The following is a 16,440-nucleotide window of genomic DNA, read 5'->3' as shown; positions in this document are numbered from 1 at the left end:
GGAGCTCCCTCATGACGGCTCCAAGAACCACCGCCCGCATCGGCGGCGCCCTGTGCGTCCTGCTGACGGCCGCCGCCTGTACGTCGGGCTCCGGCACCGCCCCGACGGCGCCGCGCGCCCCCCAGCTGTCCACCACGACGCCCAAGGCGACCGGCCCCGTGGACCAGGTCGACTGGAACCTGCCCATGGGCGAACCGACGACCCTGGACCCGGCCAAGGTCGGCGACTACTCGCCCAGCACGGTCGAGGCCAATCTCTGCGACCCCCTGCTGCGGCTCAACGCCGACTACTCCGTGGCACCGGGACTGGCCACCTCCTGGAAGCAGCGGAACCCCACGACCCTGGTGCTCGGCCTCCGCCGGGGCGTCCGCTTCTGGAACGGCCACACGATGACCTCCAAGGACGTGGTCGCCAGCCTGAAGCGCCAGGGCGAGCGGGCCACCCAGAGCGTCAACGCCTCGCTCCTGGCCAACGTGAAGTCCATCGAAGCCACCGGAAGCCACCAGGTCACGGTCGTCTTCAGAGCTCCTGACGAGCTGTTCCTCAAGGCGCTGGTCAACGGGTTCGGCGCGGTCAGCGAAGCCGCGTACCTCGACAAGGCCAAGACCTCGTACGGAACCGCCAAGGGCGGTCTCATGTGCACCGGCCCGTTCGAGCTGACCCGATGGAAGCCCGGCGACTCCATCACCGCCGAACGCAACCCCGACTACTGGGACAGCGCACTGAAGCCGAAGGTCAAGTCCCTGAACTTCAGGTTCATCACGGACACCTCCACGCTCACCAGCGCGCTGCTCTCCGGCCAGATCGACGGCAGCTACGAGATCAGCACCTCCACCGCGAAAGCCGCCGCCGACTCCGACACCGGAACCGTCTACTACGGCCCCTCGGCCCAGACCAACTTCCTCACCGCCACCCACCCCGCCTCCCCGCTCGCCGACGCCCACATCGCGAAGGCGCTCTCCCTCGTCCTGGACCGCGACGCACTGATCAAGAACGTCTACAACGGCGCGGCACAGAAGCTGAAGACCTTCATACCCCCACTGGTGTGGCAGAACAGCCCCGCCTCTGCCGCCTACGACAAGGCCTACGAGGCGCTCCCCGCCGTCCCCGCTCCCGACGTGAACCGCGCGAAGAAGCTCGTCGCCCAGGCCGACACCACCAAGCGGACACTCACCGTGGCAGCGGCCGCGGGCGACCAACAGTCCCTGCAGATCCTCACGTTCCTGCAAGCGGGCGCGAAGCAGATCGGGCTGAAGATCACCATCCGGCAGCTCCAGCCGACCCAGATGTCAGGGCTCTTCTACGACCCGTCCCTGCGCGAGGGCCTGGACGCGACCATGGTCCTCGGCTACGTCGAGATCCCCGACCCTCTGTCCTACGCGGCCCAGATGATGACGCCCGGATCGCTGTTCAACTGGTCCGAGTACGACAACAAGCAGGTCACCGCCCTGATGAAGAAGGCCCAGGGGACCCTGGACCCGGCCGCGACGGCGTCCCTGTTCAACCAGGCACAGGCGAAGTACGTCAAGGACTACCCCGTCCTTCCCATCGCCTCACCCTACGAGCGGCTGTTCGTGAACAAGCGCCTCAGCGGCCTGCCGGCGTCGTTCGCCTACCTGCACATGCCGTGGGCGGCCTACCTCGGCGGCACCGGCAAGGGGTCCTCGTGATCCTCCGGTTCGTCGCCCGCCGCGCGACCACACTCGCCGTCACCCTGCTGGTCGCGAGTGTCGTCATCTACGGCGCCCTGTTCCTCGCACCCGGCGACCCCGCCACCTTGCTGGTCGGCGGAGGCAAGCCGCCAAGTCCCGCCCTGCTCGCGGAGATTCACCACCAGTACCACCTGGACGAACCCTTCGTGCAGAGCTACTGGCGCTGGCTGGCCGCAATCGCGCACGGCGACGCCGGACAGTCCCTCAGCTACAAGGACTCCGTCACCCACCTGCTCGCCGACCGGGCCCTCAACACACTCTTCCTCATCGCCTACGCCACTGTGCTGATCGTCAGCTGCGGGGTCACCCTCGGCACCCTCGGAGGCCTGCGCGGCCGCTGGGTGGAGCACCTGACCACGGTGGTCACCACCACCCTCATGGCCGTACCCGTGTTCGTCTCCTCCGTCCTGCTGATCTGGTGGATGTCCGTACGCGTGGGCTGGTTCCCGGCCTACGGATCCGGCACCGGATTCACCGGCCGGCTCGCACACCTCACCCTGCCCGCCGTGGCACTCGCCGCCTCATGGATCGCCTACGTCGCCCAGGTCACCCGCTCCGCCGTCCGCGCGGAACTCGCCTCGGAGCACGTGCAGACCGCGCGCGGCCGTGGGATTCCCGAGCGCCTCGTCATCCGTAAGCACATCCTGCGCAACGCGTCCGGACCCGTCGTCTCGGTCTCCGGAGTCGCCGTCGCCGGCCTCATCGCCAGCTGCGCCATCGTCGAGCAGGCCTTCGGAATCAACGGCGTAGGGGCGCTCCTCGTGCAGAGCGCGGCCAAGCAGGACCTGGCCGTGGTCCAGGCCGTGGCGCTTGTGACGGTGGTCGCCTTCGCCGTGGTCAACACCGCGGTCGACCTCGTCACCGCTGCACTGGACCACCGCATCCCGCTGGGGGAGAGGGCATGAGCACCTACCACATCGCGTCAGCGCCCCGCGGCCGCACCGGCCTGGGGCGGCTGCGGACCCTCGCCCGAGGCGAAGCGGTCCACCTCACCGCGGGAACCGTCGTCGTGCTCGTCGTGGCCGCCGCCGTGTGCGCCCCCCTTCTCGCGCCGTACGACCCGAACGCCGTCGACCCCCTCGCCGTCTCACAGGGCAGCTCGGGCGCCCACTGGCTCGGCACCGACGACACCGGGCGGGACATCCTCTCCCGCATCCTGTACGGCGCACGGCCGAGCCTGCTGGCCCCGGCCGTCATCACGGTCGTCGCCGGAGCGGTGGGCACCGGGCTCGCCGTGGCCGCCGCCTGGCTCGGCGGCTGGTGGGACCGGCTGATCTCGGGACTCCTCGACGTCGTCTTCGGCTTTCCCGGCCTCGTCCTCGCGGTGGTCGGAGCAGCGGTGTTCGGGGCCGGACTCGACATCGCCGTCGTGACGCTGTCCCTGGCCTATCTGCCCTACGTCGCCCGCGTCGTCCGGAGCACCGCGATGCGCGAACGCTCCCTGCCCTACATCTCCGCGCTGGAGATGCTCGGCATGTCAGGCCCGCGCATCTGCCTGCGCCACCTGGTCCCCAATCTGCTGCCGCTCGTGCTGGTCCAGGCGACCACCGCCTTCGGCTACACGATGCTCGACGTCGCCGCGTTCTCCTTCATCGGCCTGGGCACCCAGCCGCCCACCGCCGAGTGGGGACTGATGGTGGCGGGCGGCGCCCCGGGCATCCTCGCCGGACGCCCCGAGCAGTCGCTGTACGCCGGTCTCGTGATCGTCGTCTTCGTCGTCGCCTGCAACGTCCTGGGCAGCGGCCTGTCCAGGCGGCTCCTGGGGGAGGACCGATGACCGACCGCCCCCTGCTCCGATTCGACAACCTGCACGTCACCCTGGAGGTGAAGGGCGAACCCCGCACCGTCATCCACCGCGTGGACCTCGACGTCCCGGCCGGCAGCGCGGTCGGCCTGGTGGGGGAGTCCGGCTCCGGCAAGTCCCTCACCGCCCGCTCGGTGCTGCGCCTCCTGCCTCCAGGCGCCCAGGTCAGCGGCGACATCAGTTTCGACGGTGCCTCCGTCCCCGCCATGACCCCGGCCGCGCTGCGCGCTCTGCGCAGCCGTGACGTCGCCATGGTCTTCCAGGACCCCCGGGCCCACATCAACCCCCTGCGTACCATCGGCGACTTTCTCACCGAAGGACTGGTCGCGCTGCAGAAGGTGGACAGAGGCAAGGCGGACACCAGGGCCGCCGCCCTTCTGGAGGAGGTGGGCATCGCCGACGCCGCGCGGCGCCTGCGCCAGCGCCCCGCCGAGCTCTCCGGCGGCCTGCTCCAGCGCGTCATGATCGCGTCGGCGCTGCTCGCGGAACCCAGACTGCTGCTCGCCGACGAGCCCACCACCGCACTCGACGTCACCACCCAGGCCGACGTCATGGCCGTCATCGACGAAGCCCGTACGCAGCGCGGCCTCGCCATGCTGTTCATCACCCACGACCTCGCGCTGGCCGCCGCCGTCTGCGACCGCATCGCCGTGATGTACGCCGGCTCGACCGTCGAGGAACTGCCCGCCGAGCACCTGTACGACGCCCACCACCCCTACACACGAGCCCTGTTGGCGTCCCGGCCCGATGCGGGCGCCGCGACCGAGCCGCTGCGCGCCATCCCCGGCAACCCCCAAGCGGCCTTCGAAGCCGGAGCCGGCTGCGCCTTCGCCCCACGCTGTCCTGAGGTCCAGGAACGCTGCACCAGCGAAGCTCCGGCCATGCGGCTCGTGGGAGACGCGCGTGCGGCCTGCCACTTCCCTCGATCCTTCGCCCCCGCGGACGGTCCTGCAGACAGGAGCAAGGACGATGCCTGACCCCGCAGGACCCGTCCTGGAAGCCGTGGACCTGTGCAAGTCCTTCGGTGACTTCACCGCAGTCGACGGTGTCACCCTGACCTTGGCGGTGGGAGCGTCACTCGCCGTGGTCGGCGAGTCCGGGTCGGGCAAGACCACCACGGCCCGCATGGTCGCCGGACTGGAACGACCCACCTCCGGCACCGTCCGATGGCACGGAGACGATCCCGGCGGTGACGCGGGACCCGTCCCCACACGCGGCGATCGCGCCCGCAACGTACAGATGGTCTTCCAGGACCCCTACTCCTCACTGGACCGGCGGCAACGCGTCGGCGACTGCGTCGCCGAGGCCCTCGCCCTCCACACGGATCTGCGCGCCGGTGCGCTCGACCGGCGGGTGGCCGAACTCCTCGGCCAGGTCGGCCTCGACGCAGGGCAAGCCCGTTCCCTGCCCCGCGCCCTGTCCGGCGGTCAACGCCAACGCGTCGCCATCGCCCGCGCACTGGCCGTCCAGCCTCGCCTTCTGATTCTCGACGAGGCGGTCGCCGCGCTCGATGTCTCCGTCCAGGCGCAGATCATCGCCCTCCTGCGGGACATCCGGCGACGGACGGACATCTCCTATCTGTTCATCACCCACGACCTGGGAATCGTGCGCCACATCTGCGACGACGTGATGGTCATGCACCAGGGGCGGGTCGTGGAGCGAGGGCCGACGGACGCCGTCCTCACCGAGCCTCGCATGCCCTACACGCGCAGTCTGGTCGACTCCGTCCCCCGGCGAGGATGGCGCCCTCGCCGCCGCACCACGTACCACGCCGACGCGGCCGCCCCGCCGTCCGGCTGAGCCCTCTCCCATGCCTTTCCATGCCTTTCGCTCACCAACAAGTCAGCTGACGGGTATCACCCCGAGCCGGCCCAGAGGAGTCACCACCCATGTCCTTCATCCCTGTCCTCACCTTCGCTTTCGAGATCCGGGCCGAGCTCGAACCTTCTCTGCACATCGGCCACGGTGACGGAGAGGCCACCGAGTTCACCCCGATCACCGGCGGCACCGTCGACGGCCCTCTGCTGCGTGGACGGGTCCTGCCCGGCGGCGGGGACTGGAGCAGCATGCGCGGCCGCGTCTGCCAGCTCGACGCGCGCTACCTGATCGAAGCCGAGGGCGGCGCCGTCATCGACATCGTCAATCGTGGCTACTACCACGAGGGTTCCGACAGCCCTGACCAGTACGACGACGGGCTCCAGGTCTCGCACGCGGGCATCTACTACCGGACCTCGCCCGTATTCCGCACGGACGCCCCGGCCCACCGCTGGCTTGCCGAATCCGTGTTCGTCGGACTCGCTCGGTCCGACGACGAGCAGTCCGTGTCCATTCGCATGTACGTCGTGAGGTAGGGCTACGGACGACGAGCGGCTGTGATCAGCAGGCAGCGCGGTTCCACCCTGTTCGGGCCGGTCGAGCCATCGGCGAGGAGCAGCGCCGCCGTGTCGTGAACGGCGCTGCGGACACCTCTTGTCCGTCAGCCCCGCTGCCCGTCGAGGTGGGTGCGGAGGAAGGTCGCGACGTCGTCCAGGGCCCGCGCGCCTTCGGCGAGGACGGCGGCGAAGCCCTGGAAGACGTGGGGTGCGCCCGGGAACGTCTGCAGGGTGACCGCCACGTCGTCGTCGGCGGCCTTGGCGGCCAGCCGGAGCGCGTCGTCGAGGAGGACCTCATGGCTTCCGGCCTGGATGAGCAGCGGAGGCAACCCGCGCAGGTCGGCGAAGAGAGGGCTGGCGAGCGGCGAGCGGGGGTCGGCGCCGGCGAGGTAGTCGTCGGCCCGGGTGGCCAGCGCCTGCCGGGTCAGGGCCGGGTCGAGGAAGGCCTTGGTCTCGTGGCTGCGGCCGGACTGGGTGAGGTCTGCCCAGGGGGAGAGGACGGCGGCTGCCGACGGCTGCGGCAGACCGGCCTCCTCGACCGCGACCAGCAGGGCCAGCGCGAGTCCGCCGCCGGCGGACTCACCGCTCACGGCGATCGCCTCGGCCGGGATACCGCGCTCCAGCAGCCCGCGGTAGGCGGCGACGGCGTCGTCGACGGCCGCCGGGAACCGGTTCTCCGGTGCGAGCCGGTAGTCAACGGTGTGGACGGTGGTGCCGGAGCGGCGGGCGATGTCGGCGGCCAGGCCGACGCTCGCGGTGGCGGAGCCGAGAGCGTAGCCGCCTCCGTGGAAGTACAGCACCGCCCCCGACGGCTCGCTGTCGCCCGCGGTGACCGCGAGGGCGGGGACGCCGCCGAGTCGGGCGGCCGTGGTGCGCACGTCCGCGGGAACGGGGTGGGCGGCGATCATCTCGTCGAAGACGATCCGCATCTTGTGCGGGTCGCCGCCCATGTCGAGCGGAGAGGTGCGCAGCATGTCGACGATGGCGCCGAGCCGGGTCTCAGTCATGGTGGTCTCGCTTTTCGGTGAGTGCGGAGGGGCTGGGCGGGGTCAGGCGCGGCGCAGTTCCAGGACTTCGCCGAATCCCATGCGGCGGACGAAGTCGGTGCGGGCCTCGGTGACGGCGGCGTTGGCCTGCTCGACGGTGGAGTTGGTCAGGTCGACGACGCTGCGGAAGGGGCGCTCGCCGTAGGGGAGGGCGAGGATGCGGGTGATCTCCTCGGCGACGACGACGGGGTCGGCGCTCGTGCCGGGCGTGAACAGGCCCGCGGTCGCCTCCTCGTTGCGGTCGACCAGCGGGTCCAGGCTCTTGTACGCCTCGGCCACGGCGGTGTCGGTGGCCCGGCCCGCCTTGGGGAAGTGGTCGGTGCCCTCGGTGAAGGCCCCCGGCATGACGATCACGGTCTCGATGCCGAACTGGGAGACCTCGTAGGAGGTGACCAGGGCGAGTGAGTCCATCGCGGTCTTGGAGACGACGTAGGGGCCGAGGAAGGGCGGGGTGGTGACGGACGTGGTGCTGCCGACGTAGAGCAGGGTGCCGCGGCCGCGGCCGCGCAGGTGGGGCAGGGCGGCGCGGTTGAGTCGCTGGACGCCGAGGGTGTTCACGTCGATGAGGTGGGCCAGCTCCTCGGCGGTGAACGCCTCCACGTAGCCGACCAGCAGGTGGCCGGCGTTGTGGATGACCACGTCGAGATCACCGCTGTCGGCGATCACCGTGCGGACGGCGGCGTCGGCCGACTCCTGGGAGGCGACGTCGAGTTCGACAATGCGGATGTCGACGTCTCTGGCTGCGGCGAAGTCGCGCAGCTCCTGGGCGCGCGGGGCGTTGCGCCCCGCGGGGACGCGCATCGAGGCGTAGACACGGTGTCCGGCGCGGGCGAGTGCCTTCGCGGTGAGGTTGCCGATCCCGGTGGCGGCGCCGGTGATGAGAACAGTGGACATGGGTTTCCTCCGTCGTGCGGTGGATGGTGCCGATGGTGTGGGTGGTGCCGATGTGAGGGCGGCTGGGTCAGGCGGCGCCACCGTTGGAGAAGAGCAGCTGGCCGTTGATCCAGCGGCCGTCGGGGCCGGCCAGGAAGGCGACCGCGCTCGCGATGTCCTCGGGCGTACCGAGCCGCTCCAGCGGGGCGGCGGCGGCGATCCGCTGGACCAGCTCGGGGCTCTTGCCTTCCAGGAAGAGCGGGGTCGCGGTCGGCCCGGGGGCGACGGCGTTGACGGTGATGTCCCGGCCCCGTAGCTCACGAGCGAGGATCAGGGTCATCGCCTCGACCGCGCCCTTGGTCGCCGCGTAGGCGCCGTAGGTCGGCTGCTGGAGCCGGGTGACGGAGGTGGAGAAGTTGATCAGCGCGCCGCCGGGACGCAGTCGGCGGGCGGCGAGCTGCGAAACGACGAAGGTGCCGCGCACGTTGATCCGGTGCATCCGGTCGAACGCGTCCAGGCCCATCTCCGCCACCGGCGCCAGCAGCATGATCCCGGCGGTGTTCACCACCACGTCCACTCCGCCGAAGCGCTCCTCGGCGGCATCGAACAGCCGCGCCATCTCCTCCGGTTCGGCGACGTCGCCCGGCTCGGCGAACGCCGTGCCGCCGGCCGCGTGGATCGACTCCACGACCTCCGCGGCGCGCGCCGCGGCTCCCGCGTAATGGACAACGACCGCGATGCCCGCATCCGCCAGCCGCCGCGCGACCGCGCCGCCGATTCCACCCGATCCGCCGGTCACCACGGCGACCCTGCGCCCGTCGCGGCTCGCGTTCGCCTGGTACGCCTTGTCCGTCTCGTCCGTCATCTTGTTCCTCCTGCACGCGCTCCGAGGCGTTTCCTCGGTGGCTTCACCCTTCGGCATGCAGGGGTTATATGTCGAATGAATCTTTGGCATTTAGAATATGCGCATGGTGCATATTGAACGGTCGGACCTGAACCTGCTCGGTCCGCTGGCCGCCCTGCTGGCGGAGCGGCACGTCTCCCGGGCCGCCGAGCTGGCCGGGATCAGTCAGCCGGCGATGAGCCGGGCCCTGCAACGGCTGCGGAACACCTTCGGCGACGAATTGCTGGTCCGCACGCCGGCCGGCTACCGACTCACCCCGCGTGCCGAACGCATCCAGCGCCGGCTCGGCGCGGTCATGCCGCAACTGGAGACGCTGTTCGCGCCGGAGACCTTCGAGCCGGCCGAGGCGGCCGAGGCGTTCCGGATCGCCGGGACCGACTACGCCTCGGTCTTCGTCCCCGCTCTCTTCCAGCGCGTCTTCCGGGACTCGCCGCGCTCCACCCTGAACTTCGCCAGTTGGCACGACGGTGTCTTCGAGGACCTCGACCACGGTTTGGTGGACCTTTCGTTCCACGCGACCAGGAAACTCCCCTCCGATCTCTCCGCGGGCTCCACCCCAGGTCTGCGCAACGAGCACCTGTTCGACGACCGGTTCGTGTGCGTCCTGTCGCGGGACCACCCGCTGGCCGACCGGCCGCGACTGACTCTGGACGACTACCTCGACTCCAGGCATGTGATCGTCGGCACCGTCGGCGGCCGGCAGACCGCGATCGACGACCTGCTGGACCAGCTCCGCAGACCGCGCCGGGCCGGGCTGTCCGTGCCCTACCACTCCGTGGCGCCCCTGGCGGTACCGGGCACCGGTCTCATCGCCACCCTTCCCCACCGCATCGCCGTCGAGCACGCGTCGGACCCCGCGCTGCGCACCCTGCCCGCACCGCGGGAGATCCCGCCGCTGCGCTACCACATGACCTGGCACGCCCGCCTCGACGACGACCCGGCCCAGCGCTGGCTGCGCGACACGGTCCGCAGTGTCCTCGCCGGGCCGCCCTCGTGACACCGTCGCGCCGCCGCTGAGACGGCCCCTCTGCCGAACGCCGGCGCGGGCGACCCTGGGGTCGCCCGCGCATGGATCGCGTTCTGCTGGTGACGCCTGCTTTCCGCGCATCGGGGCGCGGAACCGGCTCTCAGGTGACGATCGTGGTGACCGCCTCGAGACCATAGGTGCGGGCGTAGCCGTTCTCAGTGCCGACGAGGAGGTCGACGACGGTGAAGTAGCGGTCCCAGAACGGGGTTTCGCGCAAGACGTCGATGAGGCGGTGGTAGGCCTCGTGGTCGTCGGCTTCCCAGACCCAGATGTCGGTGACGCGGGTGGAGTAGAACTCGGTGTCGTAGAACCGTGAGCGGACGCCGGTGGTTCTGGCCTCGATCGCGGGGACGACCTGGGTGGTGAAGGCGGTGACGCGTTCTTCGGGGGTCATGGCCAGCCACTCGGGGGCGGTTTTGATCAGCATGAACGCGGTGACCGGGGGTGTCGTGGTCTCAGTGGGCATCGTGGGAGCCTCCTGCGAGGACCGCGGGCGCCAGTGTCCGGGCGCACCACTGGTGGAAGGTGGTCGGGGTGCTGGAGGCCGGGGTGCGGGTGACGCCCCCGTCGAGGCCTTCGTTCTTGGCTCGCTTCATGTCGACGATGCCCTGGGCGAATTCCTTGTCGAGGCCATAGCCGACGAGGCTGGCGCCAAGGTCGTCCAGCGGTTGCTGTTCGTAGCGGACGGGGCGGCCGAGGTGTTCGGTCATGATGCGGGCGAGGTCGTTGGGGGAAAGGTCCTCGGGGCCGAGGACCGGGATGTGGTCGTTGCCGGACCAGGTGCGGTGCACCAGGAGGCCGGCGGCGACCGCCGCGATGTCGGCGACGGCGACGAGCGGGGCCTTGTGGTCGGCGTCGACGGCGTCGGTGAACACACCGGTGTCGCGGATGGTGTCGGCGTCTTCGAGGAGGTTCTCGAAGAAGGACGGATTGGCCAGGGCGCGGTAGGACACGCCGGTGGCGGCGATGAGGTCGTCCATGGCGTGGGTGGCGGTGACGAGGCCGGCGCGGTGGGCGACCGGTGTGCCGTGGCCGAGCGCGGAGACGCCGACGACGTGGCCGACGCCGTGGGCGGCGAGCGCCCGCGCGGCGGGGCGGGTGAAGCCGCTGTAGGCGTCCTCGGGGGTCCGGGACGCGTCCGGCGGGACGAGCCAGAACACGGCGTCGGCGCCTGCGAAGGCGCGGTCGACGGTCTCGGCGTCACCGTGTGAGCCGGTGATCACCTCGACGCGGTCGCGCACGGTGTCGGCCAGGCGGGCCGGGTCGCGCACGATGACGCGCACCTGCTCGTGGTGGTCGGAGTCCAGGAGCAGGGGCAGCAGGTGGCTGCCGATGTTTCCGGTGGGGGCAGTGATGACGATCATCGCAACCTTCGGGGTCGTGCCGGATCGGGACACCCCCATCCTGAGAAGAACCGTGGTGTTGCCACAATGGGAAGGTGAGCACGGAGTCATTGCCTGAAATGGAATAACGCCAATGAGCAGTAGTTCTAGCGGTACGGGACCCGTCAACGATGCCAATCTCGCCGTCGCGTTGGACGCTTTGCTGACCGAGCAGAGCGTCACGCGTGCGGCTGCCCGGCTCCATACGTCGCCTGCCGCGATGAGCCGGACGCTGGCCCGGCTGCGGAGGATCCTCCAGGACCCTCTGCTGGTGCGGGCCGGGCAGCGCATGGTGCCTACTCCGCGCGCCCAGGCTCTGCGCGAGGAGACGGCCGAGGTGGTGCGCCGGCTCGGTGCGTTGCTCGCTCCGGGGGCGGGGGTCGATCCGGCCGTCCTGCGCAGTACGTTTACGCTGCAGGCGGCCGACCTTGTGGAAGCGGCGCTGGCGCCGGGGATGTCGCGGCTGGCGCGGGAAGAGGCGCCGGGGATCTCGTTGCGGTTCCGGGCCGAGGATCTGGAGGCCGGCCCGGCGCTGCGCGAGGGCCGGATCGACCTGGAGGTCGGGTCCATCGATCATGTCGACCCCGAGACGCAGGTCGAGGAGCTGGTCACCCTGCGGATGGCGGCGGCCGTCCGGCACGGACACCCCCTGGCTGAAGGGGAGTTGACCGCGGAGCGGTTCGCCAGCGCCGAGCATGTGGTGGTGAGCCGCCGGGGCCGCTTCGCGGGACCGCTGGACGCCGCGCTGGCCGAGAAGGGCCTGCGCCGACGCGTCACGGTCGTGCTGCCCAGCCATATGGCCGCGATGATCCTGTCCGCCCGCAGCGACTACGTGTGCCTGACGCCCACCGCGCTCGTCGGCGCCGCCGCCTCTCCCCTGACCGACGCGGCCACGGCCCTGGGGCTGCGACTCCTCGACATCCCACTGCCGTTGCCACCGCTCACCATCGGTATGGCGTGGCACCCTCGCCACGCCGCCGACGGGGGGCATCGCTGGCTCCGCGAAGCCGTTCGCCGCACCCTTCGCGTGCCCGGTTGAGGCGGTGAGGATGTCCGGTCTCATGTCACCCGGGTGTTCCGGGCATCGAGAACGCGCCAAAACTTCCGGACGGCGGCACTCCGGGTGACGCCCGTCCGTCACTGATTCATCATCTGCCACGCGAGCTCCAACTGCCTTATGTGCAAAGGAGATTCACCGTGGGACTGGACCGGCGAAGATCGGGCGTGCGCCACGCCCTGGGTGCGGCCTGCGCGGCCGCCGCCCTCGCCTTGAGCGGCTTTCAGGCGTTGCCCGCCGTGGGCGCGCCCTCGACGCCCGGAGCGGGGGCCGCGGCGAGCGGGACCGAGGCCCGTACAGCGGCCTGCGCCGACGGTGGTGACTCGGGCCCGCGCTGTGTCGTCGTGAAGACCGCGCTCGACAGGGCTCCCGCCAAGGGCGCGCGGGCGACCTTGACGGTGACCCTCGACGCGCGTATCGACATACCCGGGGCCGAGGTGCAGATCGATCTGCCCTCGGCCCTGCGCTTCACCGAGGCACCGGACGGCTTCGACATCGCCCGTCGCGCCTCCGCGCTCCCGGACAACGGCGGGTCCGTCAACCGGGCCACCCGAACGCTTGACCTGCGGGCCGACCGGACCGCCACCTTCCGCGTCCCCGTCGTCGCGGCCACAACGGGCGACGTGGCCGTGCGTACCCGCGTGCTGCCGCCCGAGGGGTACGGCGCCGGCGTCGAGGATCCGGCCCTGCTCACCGTCGGCGCGGACGCGGCCTCTTCGCGACTCGGCCTCGGCAACGGCCCGTACGCCACCACCCCGGTACCCGCCGCCGCCAAGGCCGCCGAGCCGCTGACGGGCGAGCCCACCGCGCGGATCGCCCCCGAGGGGCTGGCCGAGCCACACAGCGACGACGGTGCGCGGCGCACCGCGCAGTCCGCCGCCGGCCCCCTCACCTGCGTACGCGGCTCCTTCATCTACCACGACGAGGACGGGATATCGCGTCCGTCCGCCAACCTCCAGGTACAGGTCTGGGACGACGATCCGGCCAACAGCGACGACCTGCTGACCGTCGGTCTGACGGACGGCAGCGGCGCGTACCGGCTGTGCTTCGACAACGGTTCCGACGCTCAGGGCGGACAGGACCTCTACCTCAAGTTCGTCACGCAGAACGGCCAGTGGGGCGTGGAGCGGGACGACGACGACGTCTACGAGTTCCGTTCGGCGAACTTCGAGAACCGCGGCGACGGCACCACCACCAGCGTCGGCGCCCTCACGGCCACCGACGAACGGCTGCACGGCGCGCTGCGCGCCTACGACTTCGCCAACACCGCCTCCGAGTGGACCCCCGGCGACTGCTGGGACGAGCGTGACCACGACTGCCGCCGCACCGACATCAACTGGCACCCGGACGACGACCCGGGCGGCGCCTTCTACCGGCCGGGCGAGGACGAGATCTACCTCCCGCCGCAGGACGCCGACGACCGCAACGTCGTGGTCCACGAGATCGGGCACGCGGTCATGGACGACACGTACGAGGAGAACGACTTCGAGAGCCACTGCCCCGACCCGCACAACATCCGGCTCACCAGCCACGTGAACTGCGCCTGGTCCGAAGGGTTCGCCAACTGGTACAGCGTCGCCGTCTTCGGCAACCCGCTCTACGTGGACCGCACGGACACCAACAACGACACCAGCGGGTTCACGGTCGACTTCGAGAAGCACTCCTGGGACACCGGCGGCTGGGACGACGGGGACGCGGTGGAGGGCCGGGTGGCCGGTGCCCTGTGGGACCTGGTCGACACCGGCACGGAAGGCTGGGACCAGTACGGAGCGGGTCTCGCCCCGGTGTGGAACACCTTCCTGGACCACCGGGCGACGACCTTCCGCGCGTACTGGAACGCGTGGGTCGCCGACGGCCGCGAGGCGGGTGCCCCCACGCTCGGCAGCCTCTTCCAGAACACCATCGACTACGGCTTCCGTAACCCGCTTGCCAACCATCAGTCGCAGACCAGGCCGACACCGGAGCCCGCTCACAACTACCGGTTCGACACCACCCGGGTGTTCTGGTCCGTGGTGGCGCTCCGTCCGCCCACGAGCGCCGACTACGACCTGCGGCTCTACGACGACCAGGCGCAGAACAACCTGCTGACCGCGAGCCTGCTCGGCGCGGGCGTCACCGACTTCGTGGCGATCAACTCCAACCGGCGCCCCACAGGCGACTACTACCCGCGGGTGAACGTCGTGTCCGGCACCGGCGACTACCAGATCGAGGCCGACGAGACGGAAGGCGTCTTCAGCGGTTCGCCCACCGTCACCATGGGGGCCGACCGGCTGGCCGCCGTGTGGGACATCTGCCTGTCGGCGGGCGAGAAGGCGACGTACACCGTCACACCCTCGGGTGTCGGCCAGGACGCCGAACTGTTCGTCCTGGGCGCGGACCGGGGCGGCGCCGACCACGTCGTCGGCCGTGGCGGAGCCACCGCGACCGGTGACGCGGGCGGCCCCGGCGCGCCGGAGTCGGTCACCGTCGACCTGCCGGAGGGCTGTCACGGGCTCGTGGTCGTGAACAAGGCCGGCAGCGGTACGTACACGTTGACCAAGTCGTGAACCCCGTCCCGCCGGGAGCCCGGTCCCGTACTGTCGCGGGCCGGGCGACCGGCGGGCGGAACCGCCGCGTGCCGGCGCGACGTTCAAGAGATGTGCGACGTTCAATGGATGTGCGACGTTCAAACGCGGTCCGCCGCCCCTCCGCTCTGGTCGCAGGCCTGGTGGGGCTGCTCATGGCGGGCGGTGTTCCAGGCCTGACGGCGTGCGGTTCGGGCGGTCCGGGCCAGGACGCCGGGGCGCCGCCCCGGCCGACCGGCCGCGGTGAGCTGGCCGCCACTGTCCGGACGATCCCCGGCACCCCGTCCCCGGCCGTGCGTGCGGCGCTGCCCGACCTCGCGCTCTACGGGGAGCGCGACGTCATCGTTCCCGGCCGGCCGGCGGGGTCGCTGCTCAAAGCCACCGTACGGCGAGTCACGGACATGAAGGCCGACACCCTCTACGCCGACATGTACGCGACGGCACACCGCTCGGCACCCGAGCCGGACGTCGTCGACGGAAGCACGCTCGCCGTGACGGTCGCTCGTTCCGGCGCCCCCGGCAGCCGTCTCCATACCTACCGGCTCCCGCTGCCCGACGACGAGTTGGACGCGTTCCGGGACCGGAACGACTCCTCCGGCTGGCCCGCGGACGCGTTCGCGGGCCCGAACCGTCCCTACCGGCCCGCCCGCCTCGCCGTGTTCGCCCGCCCGTGGCCGGACGCCTCCGCCGCAACCCGCCCATGGCCTCTCGGTGACCCGACGACAGGCACCGAGACGCCGGAGGGCACCTGCACGATCCTCACCGGGACTCGTCTCACGCGCGCCGAACGCCTGGCCACCGAAGCCGGACCGGGGGTGGTGTGGACGTATGCCGGCAGGCGCCTCCAGCTCACGTTGCGGCCATTGCTGCCACATGAACGGGGGTGCGGAGACCTGGGGGCGGGACCGCCGCTCTGACTCGACCGGACGGCGAGAACCGCGCCCTCCGCCGCCGCCCAAGAGCGTTGAGGCAGGGGGCGATCCACGTCTAGGAAGGCCGGTGCCGGTGCCGATGGGGGTGCCGGTGCCGGTGGAGGGACAGACAGGCGCGATGTCCACGGCGCTGGAGTCTCCCCGCTCAGCGAAGACCGCGCTCAGCGAAGACCGCGCTTCTCGCGTTCGGCTTCGATCAGCTCCGCCATGAGTTCCTCCGGGTCCACTCTGTACTCGGTGTCATCAAGGGCGTCGTACTCCTGGGTGCTCAGCGGTAGGCCAATCTCGGCGAGTTCGGCGGCCAGTTGTGTGAACGCGATTCGCACGTCGGGCTCATCCTGGTAGCTTGCCCGCTCGGCAGCGGCCCCCTCGGTCAGGGTGAGGCCGACCGGACTCCAGAAGGTGAACTCGGTGTCCAGCCCTGTGAGACGCCAGGCACGGTCCGCGGGTTCGCCGGGGTGCAGCCAGTAGCCGATCCACCCCTTTCCGCCCTTCGCCACGAGCTTGACGTACTTGGCCATCTCCGCGGCTGCGGCGTTGACGGCCTGCATCTCAGGGTCCGCGAGTTCCTTTTCGCTCAGATAGCTGGTGTCCAGCAGCGGGTGGACCTCTCCCGCCTCGAAGAAGTCGAGGTCGAGAAGGCGGGTGAAGTCGGTGCGGCCTTCCCACTGAGCCACCAGCAGAACGCGCAGATCGTCGGGTATCGGACGGCCGTCCAGCCGCTCGCGGGAGAACTCGGCGAGCCGTTCGTCGTACATCCGCCTTCT

The 16,440-nt window shown here is 70.8% G+C and carries 16 protein-coding genes; 10 read left to right on the top strand and 6 right to left on the bottom strand.

Annotated features, from left to right (window positions below; genetic code table 11):
* Window positions 1–11: 11 nt before the first annotated feature.
* The 6 genes from ACH4RC_RS13395 (at window position 12) to ACH4RC_RS13370 (ending at window position 5,867) form a co-directional block, all read left to right on the top strand.
* Entirely contained in the window at window positions 12–1,670 is a 1,659-nt protein-coding gene (locus ACH4RC_RS13395) for an ABC transporter substrate-binding protein (protein WP_398199328.1), read from the top strand.
* Window positions 1,667–2,617, top strand: coding sequence for an ABC transporter permease (locus ACH4RC_RS13390; protein ID WP_398199326.1), 951 nt, complete (start codon window positions 1,667–1,669; stop codon window positions 2,615–2,617). Before ACH4RC_RS13395 ends, ACH4RC_RS13390 begins: the two co-directional genes overlap by 4 nt.
* On the top strand, window positions 2,614–3,489 hold the full coding sequence (locus ACH4RC_RS13385) for an ABC transporter permease (protein WP_398199323.1): 876 nt from the start codon (window positions 2,614–2,616) through the stop codon (window positions 3,487–3,489). Before ACH4RC_RS13390 ends, ACH4RC_RS13385 begins: the two co-directional genes overlap by 4 nt.
* Complete coding sequence (locus ACH4RC_RS13380) at window positions 3,486–4,493, top strand: ABC transporter ATP-binding protein (protein ID WP_398199321.1); 1,008 nt, start codon at window positions 3,486–3,488, stop codon at window positions 4,491–4,493. Before ACH4RC_RS13385 ends, ACH4RC_RS13380 begins: the two co-directional genes overlap by 4 nt.
* On the top strand, window positions 4,486–5,316 hold the full coding sequence (locus ACH4RC_RS13375) for an ABC transporter ATP-binding protein (RefSeq protein WP_398199319.1): 831 nt from the start codon (window positions 4,486–4,488) through the stop codon (window positions 5,314–5,316). Before ACH4RC_RS13380 ends, ACH4RC_RS13375 begins: the two co-directional genes overlap by 8 nt.
* Window positions 5,317–5,405: 89 nt before the next feature.
* Window positions 5,406–5,867 (top strand): DUF3237 domain-containing protein, encoded by a 462-nt coding sequence (locus ACH4RC_RS13370; protein ID WP_398199318.1) that lies wholly within the window; start codon window positions 5,406–5,408, stop codon window positions 5,865–5,867.
* A gap of 125 nt (window positions 5,868–5,992) precedes the next feature.
* Here ACH4RC_RS13370 and ACH4RC_RS13365 read toward each other — a convergent pair whose 3' ends face one another.
* The 3 genes from ACH4RC_RS13365 to ACH4RC_RS13355 form a co-directional block, all read right to left on the bottom strand.
* On the bottom strand, window positions 5,993–6,895 hold the full coding sequence (locus ACH4RC_RS13365; RefSeq protein ID WP_398199316.1) for an alpha/beta hydrolase fold domain-containing protein: 903 nt from the start codon (window positions 6,893–6,895) through the stop codon (window positions 5,993–5,995).
* Between the two features lie 42 nt (window positions 6,896–6,937).
* Entirely contained in the window at window positions 6,938–7,828 is an 891-nt protein-coding gene (locus ACH4RC_RS13360) for an SDR family NAD(P)-dependent oxidoreductase (RefSeq protein WP_398199314.1), read from the bottom strand.
* A gap of 67 nt (window positions 7,829–7,895) precedes the next feature.
* The gene (locus ACH4RC_RS13355; RefSeq protein ID WP_398199313.1) at window positions 7,896–8,672 is read right to left on the bottom strand and encodes an SDR family oxidoreductase; all 777 of its coding nucleotides are present in this window, start codon (window positions 8,670–8,672) and stop codon (window positions 7,896–7,898) included.
* Between the two features lie 103 nt (window positions 8,673–8,775).
* On the opposite strand from ACH4RC_RS13355, the gene ACH4RC_RS13350 reads away from it, so the two are divergent.
* A complete protein-coding gene (locus ACH4RC_RS13350) occupies window positions 8,776–9,708 on the top strand; it encodes a LysR family transcriptional regulator (RefSeq protein WP_398199311.1) in 933 nt (310 codons plus the stop codon).
* A 130-nt stretch (window positions 9,709–9,838) separates the two neighbouring features.
* On the opposite strand, the gene ACH4RC_RS13345 is transcribed toward ACH4RC_RS13350, so the two are convergent.
* The gene (locus ACH4RC_RS13345) at window positions 9,839–10,204 is read right to left on the bottom strand and encodes a darcynin family protein (protein WP_398199309.1); all 366 of its coding nucleotides are present in this window, start codon (window positions 10,202–10,204) and stop codon (window positions 9,839–9,841) included.
* Window positions 10,194–11,102 (bottom strand): NAD(P)H-binding protein, encoded by a 909-nt coding sequence (locus ACH4RC_RS13340; protein WP_398199306.1) that lies wholly within the window; start codon window positions 11,100–11,102, stop codon window positions 10,194–10,196. The genes ACH4RC_RS13345 and ACH4RC_RS13340 overlap by 11 nt, the downstream gene beginning before the upstream one ends.
* A 112-nt stretch (window positions 11,103–11,214) precedes the next feature.
* Here ACH4RC_RS13340 and ACH4RC_RS13335 point away from each other — a divergent pair, with 112 nt between their 5' ends.
* The 3 genes from ACH4RC_RS13335 to ACH4RC_RS13325 all read left to right on the top strand — a co-directional run bounded on the left by ACH4RC_RS13335 (window position 11,215) and on the right by ACH4RC_RS13325 (window position 15,658).
* A complete protein-coding gene (locus ACH4RC_RS13335) occupies window positions 11,215–12,159 on the top strand; it encodes a LysR family transcriptional regulator (RefSeq protein ID WP_398199304.1) in 945 nt (314 codons plus the stop codon).
* Window positions 12,160–12,317: 158 nt separating this feature from the next.
* Window positions 12,318–14,723: a hypothetical protein gene (locus ACH4RC_RS13330; protein WP_398199302.1), complete on the top strand. Its 2,406-nt coding sequence runs from the start codon at window positions 12,318–12,320 to the stop codon at window positions 14,721–14,723.
* 110 nt (window positions 14,724–14,833) lie between these two features.
* The gene (locus tag ACH4RC_RS13325; RefSeq protein WP_398199300.1) at window positions 14,834–15,658 is read left to right on the top strand and encodes a hypothetical protein; all 825 of its coding nucleotides are present in this window, start codon (window positions 14,834–14,836) and stop codon (window positions 15,656–15,658) included.
* Window positions 15,659–15,834: 176 nt separating this feature from the next.
* Here the strand turns inward: ACH4RC_RS13325 and ACH4RC_RS13320 are convergent, their stop codons facing one another.
* Window positions 15,835–16,431 (bottom strand): hypothetical protein, encoded by a 597-nt coding sequence (locus ACH4RC_RS13320; protein ID WP_398199298.1) that lies wholly within the window; start codon window positions 16,429–16,431, stop codon window positions 15,835–15,837.
* Between the last annotated feature and the right edge of the window lie 9 nt (window positions 16,432–16,440).

The organism is Streptomyces sp. NPDC016845, assembly GCF_044332585.1.
Classification (GTDB): domain Bacteria; phylum Actinomycetota; class Actinomycetes; order Streptomycetales; family Streptomycetaceae; genus Streptomyces.
Note: the sequence above shows the minus strand (reverse complement) of the source record. Positions and strands in the feature narration are given on the sequence as shown.

Excerpts from the sequence above, each read along its gene's own strand:
- ACH4RC_RS13395 (WP_398199328.1), top strand. The coding sequence starts at position 12 with ATGACGGCTCCAAGAACCACCGCCCGCATCGGCGGCGCCCTGTGCGTC.
- ACH4RC_RS13385 (WP_398199323.1), top strand. The coding sequence starts at position 2,614 with ATGAGCACCTACCACATCGCGTCAGCGCCCCGCGGCCGCACCGGCCTG.
- ACH4RC_RS13380 (WP_398199321.1), top strand. The coding sequence starts at position 3,486 with ATGACCGACCGCCCCCTGCTCCGATTCGACAACCTGCACGTCACCCTG.
- ACH4RC_RS13375 (WP_398199319.1), top strand. The coding sequence starts at position 4,486 with ATGCCTGACCCCGCAGGACCCGTCCTGGAAGCCGTGGACCTGTGCAAG.
- ACH4RC_RS13370 (WP_398199318.1), top strand. The coding sequence starts at position 5,406 with ATGTCCTTCATCCCTGTCCTCACCTTCGCTTTCGAGATCCGGGCCGAG.
- ACH4RC_RS13365 (WP_398199316.1), bottom strand. The coding sequence starts at position 6,895 with ATGACTGAGACCCGGCTCGGCGCCATCGTCGACATGCTGCGCACCTCT.
- ACH4RC_RS13360 (WP_398199314.1), bottom strand. The coding sequence starts at position 7,828 with ATGTCCACTGTTCTCATCACCGGCGCCGCCACCGGGATCGGCAACCTC.
- ACH4RC_RS13355 (WP_398199313.1), bottom strand. The coding sequence starts at position 8,672 with ATGACGGACGAGACGGACAAGGCGTACCAGGCGAACGCGAGCCGCGAC.
- ACH4RC_RS13350 (WP_398199311.1), top strand. The coding sequence starts at position 8,776 with ATGGTGCATATTGAACGGTCGGACCTGAACCTGCTCGGTCCGCTGGCC.
- ACH4RC_RS13345 (WP_398199309.1), bottom strand. The coding sequence starts at position 10,204 with ATGCCCACTGAGACCACGACACCCCCGGTCACCGCGTTCATGCTGATC.
- ACH4RC_RS13340 (WP_398199306.1), bottom strand. The coding sequence starts at position 11,102 with ATGATCGTCATCACTGCCCCCACCGGAAACATCGGCAGCCACCTGCTG.
- ACH4RC_RS13335 (WP_398199304.1), top strand. The coding sequence starts at position 11,215 with ATGAGCAGTAGTTCTAGCGGTACGGGACCCGTCAACGATGCCAATCTC.
- ACH4RC_RS13320 (WP_398199298.1), bottom strand. The coding sequence starts at position 16,431 with ATGTACGACGAACGGCTCGCCGAGTTCTCCCGCGAGCGGCTGGACGGC.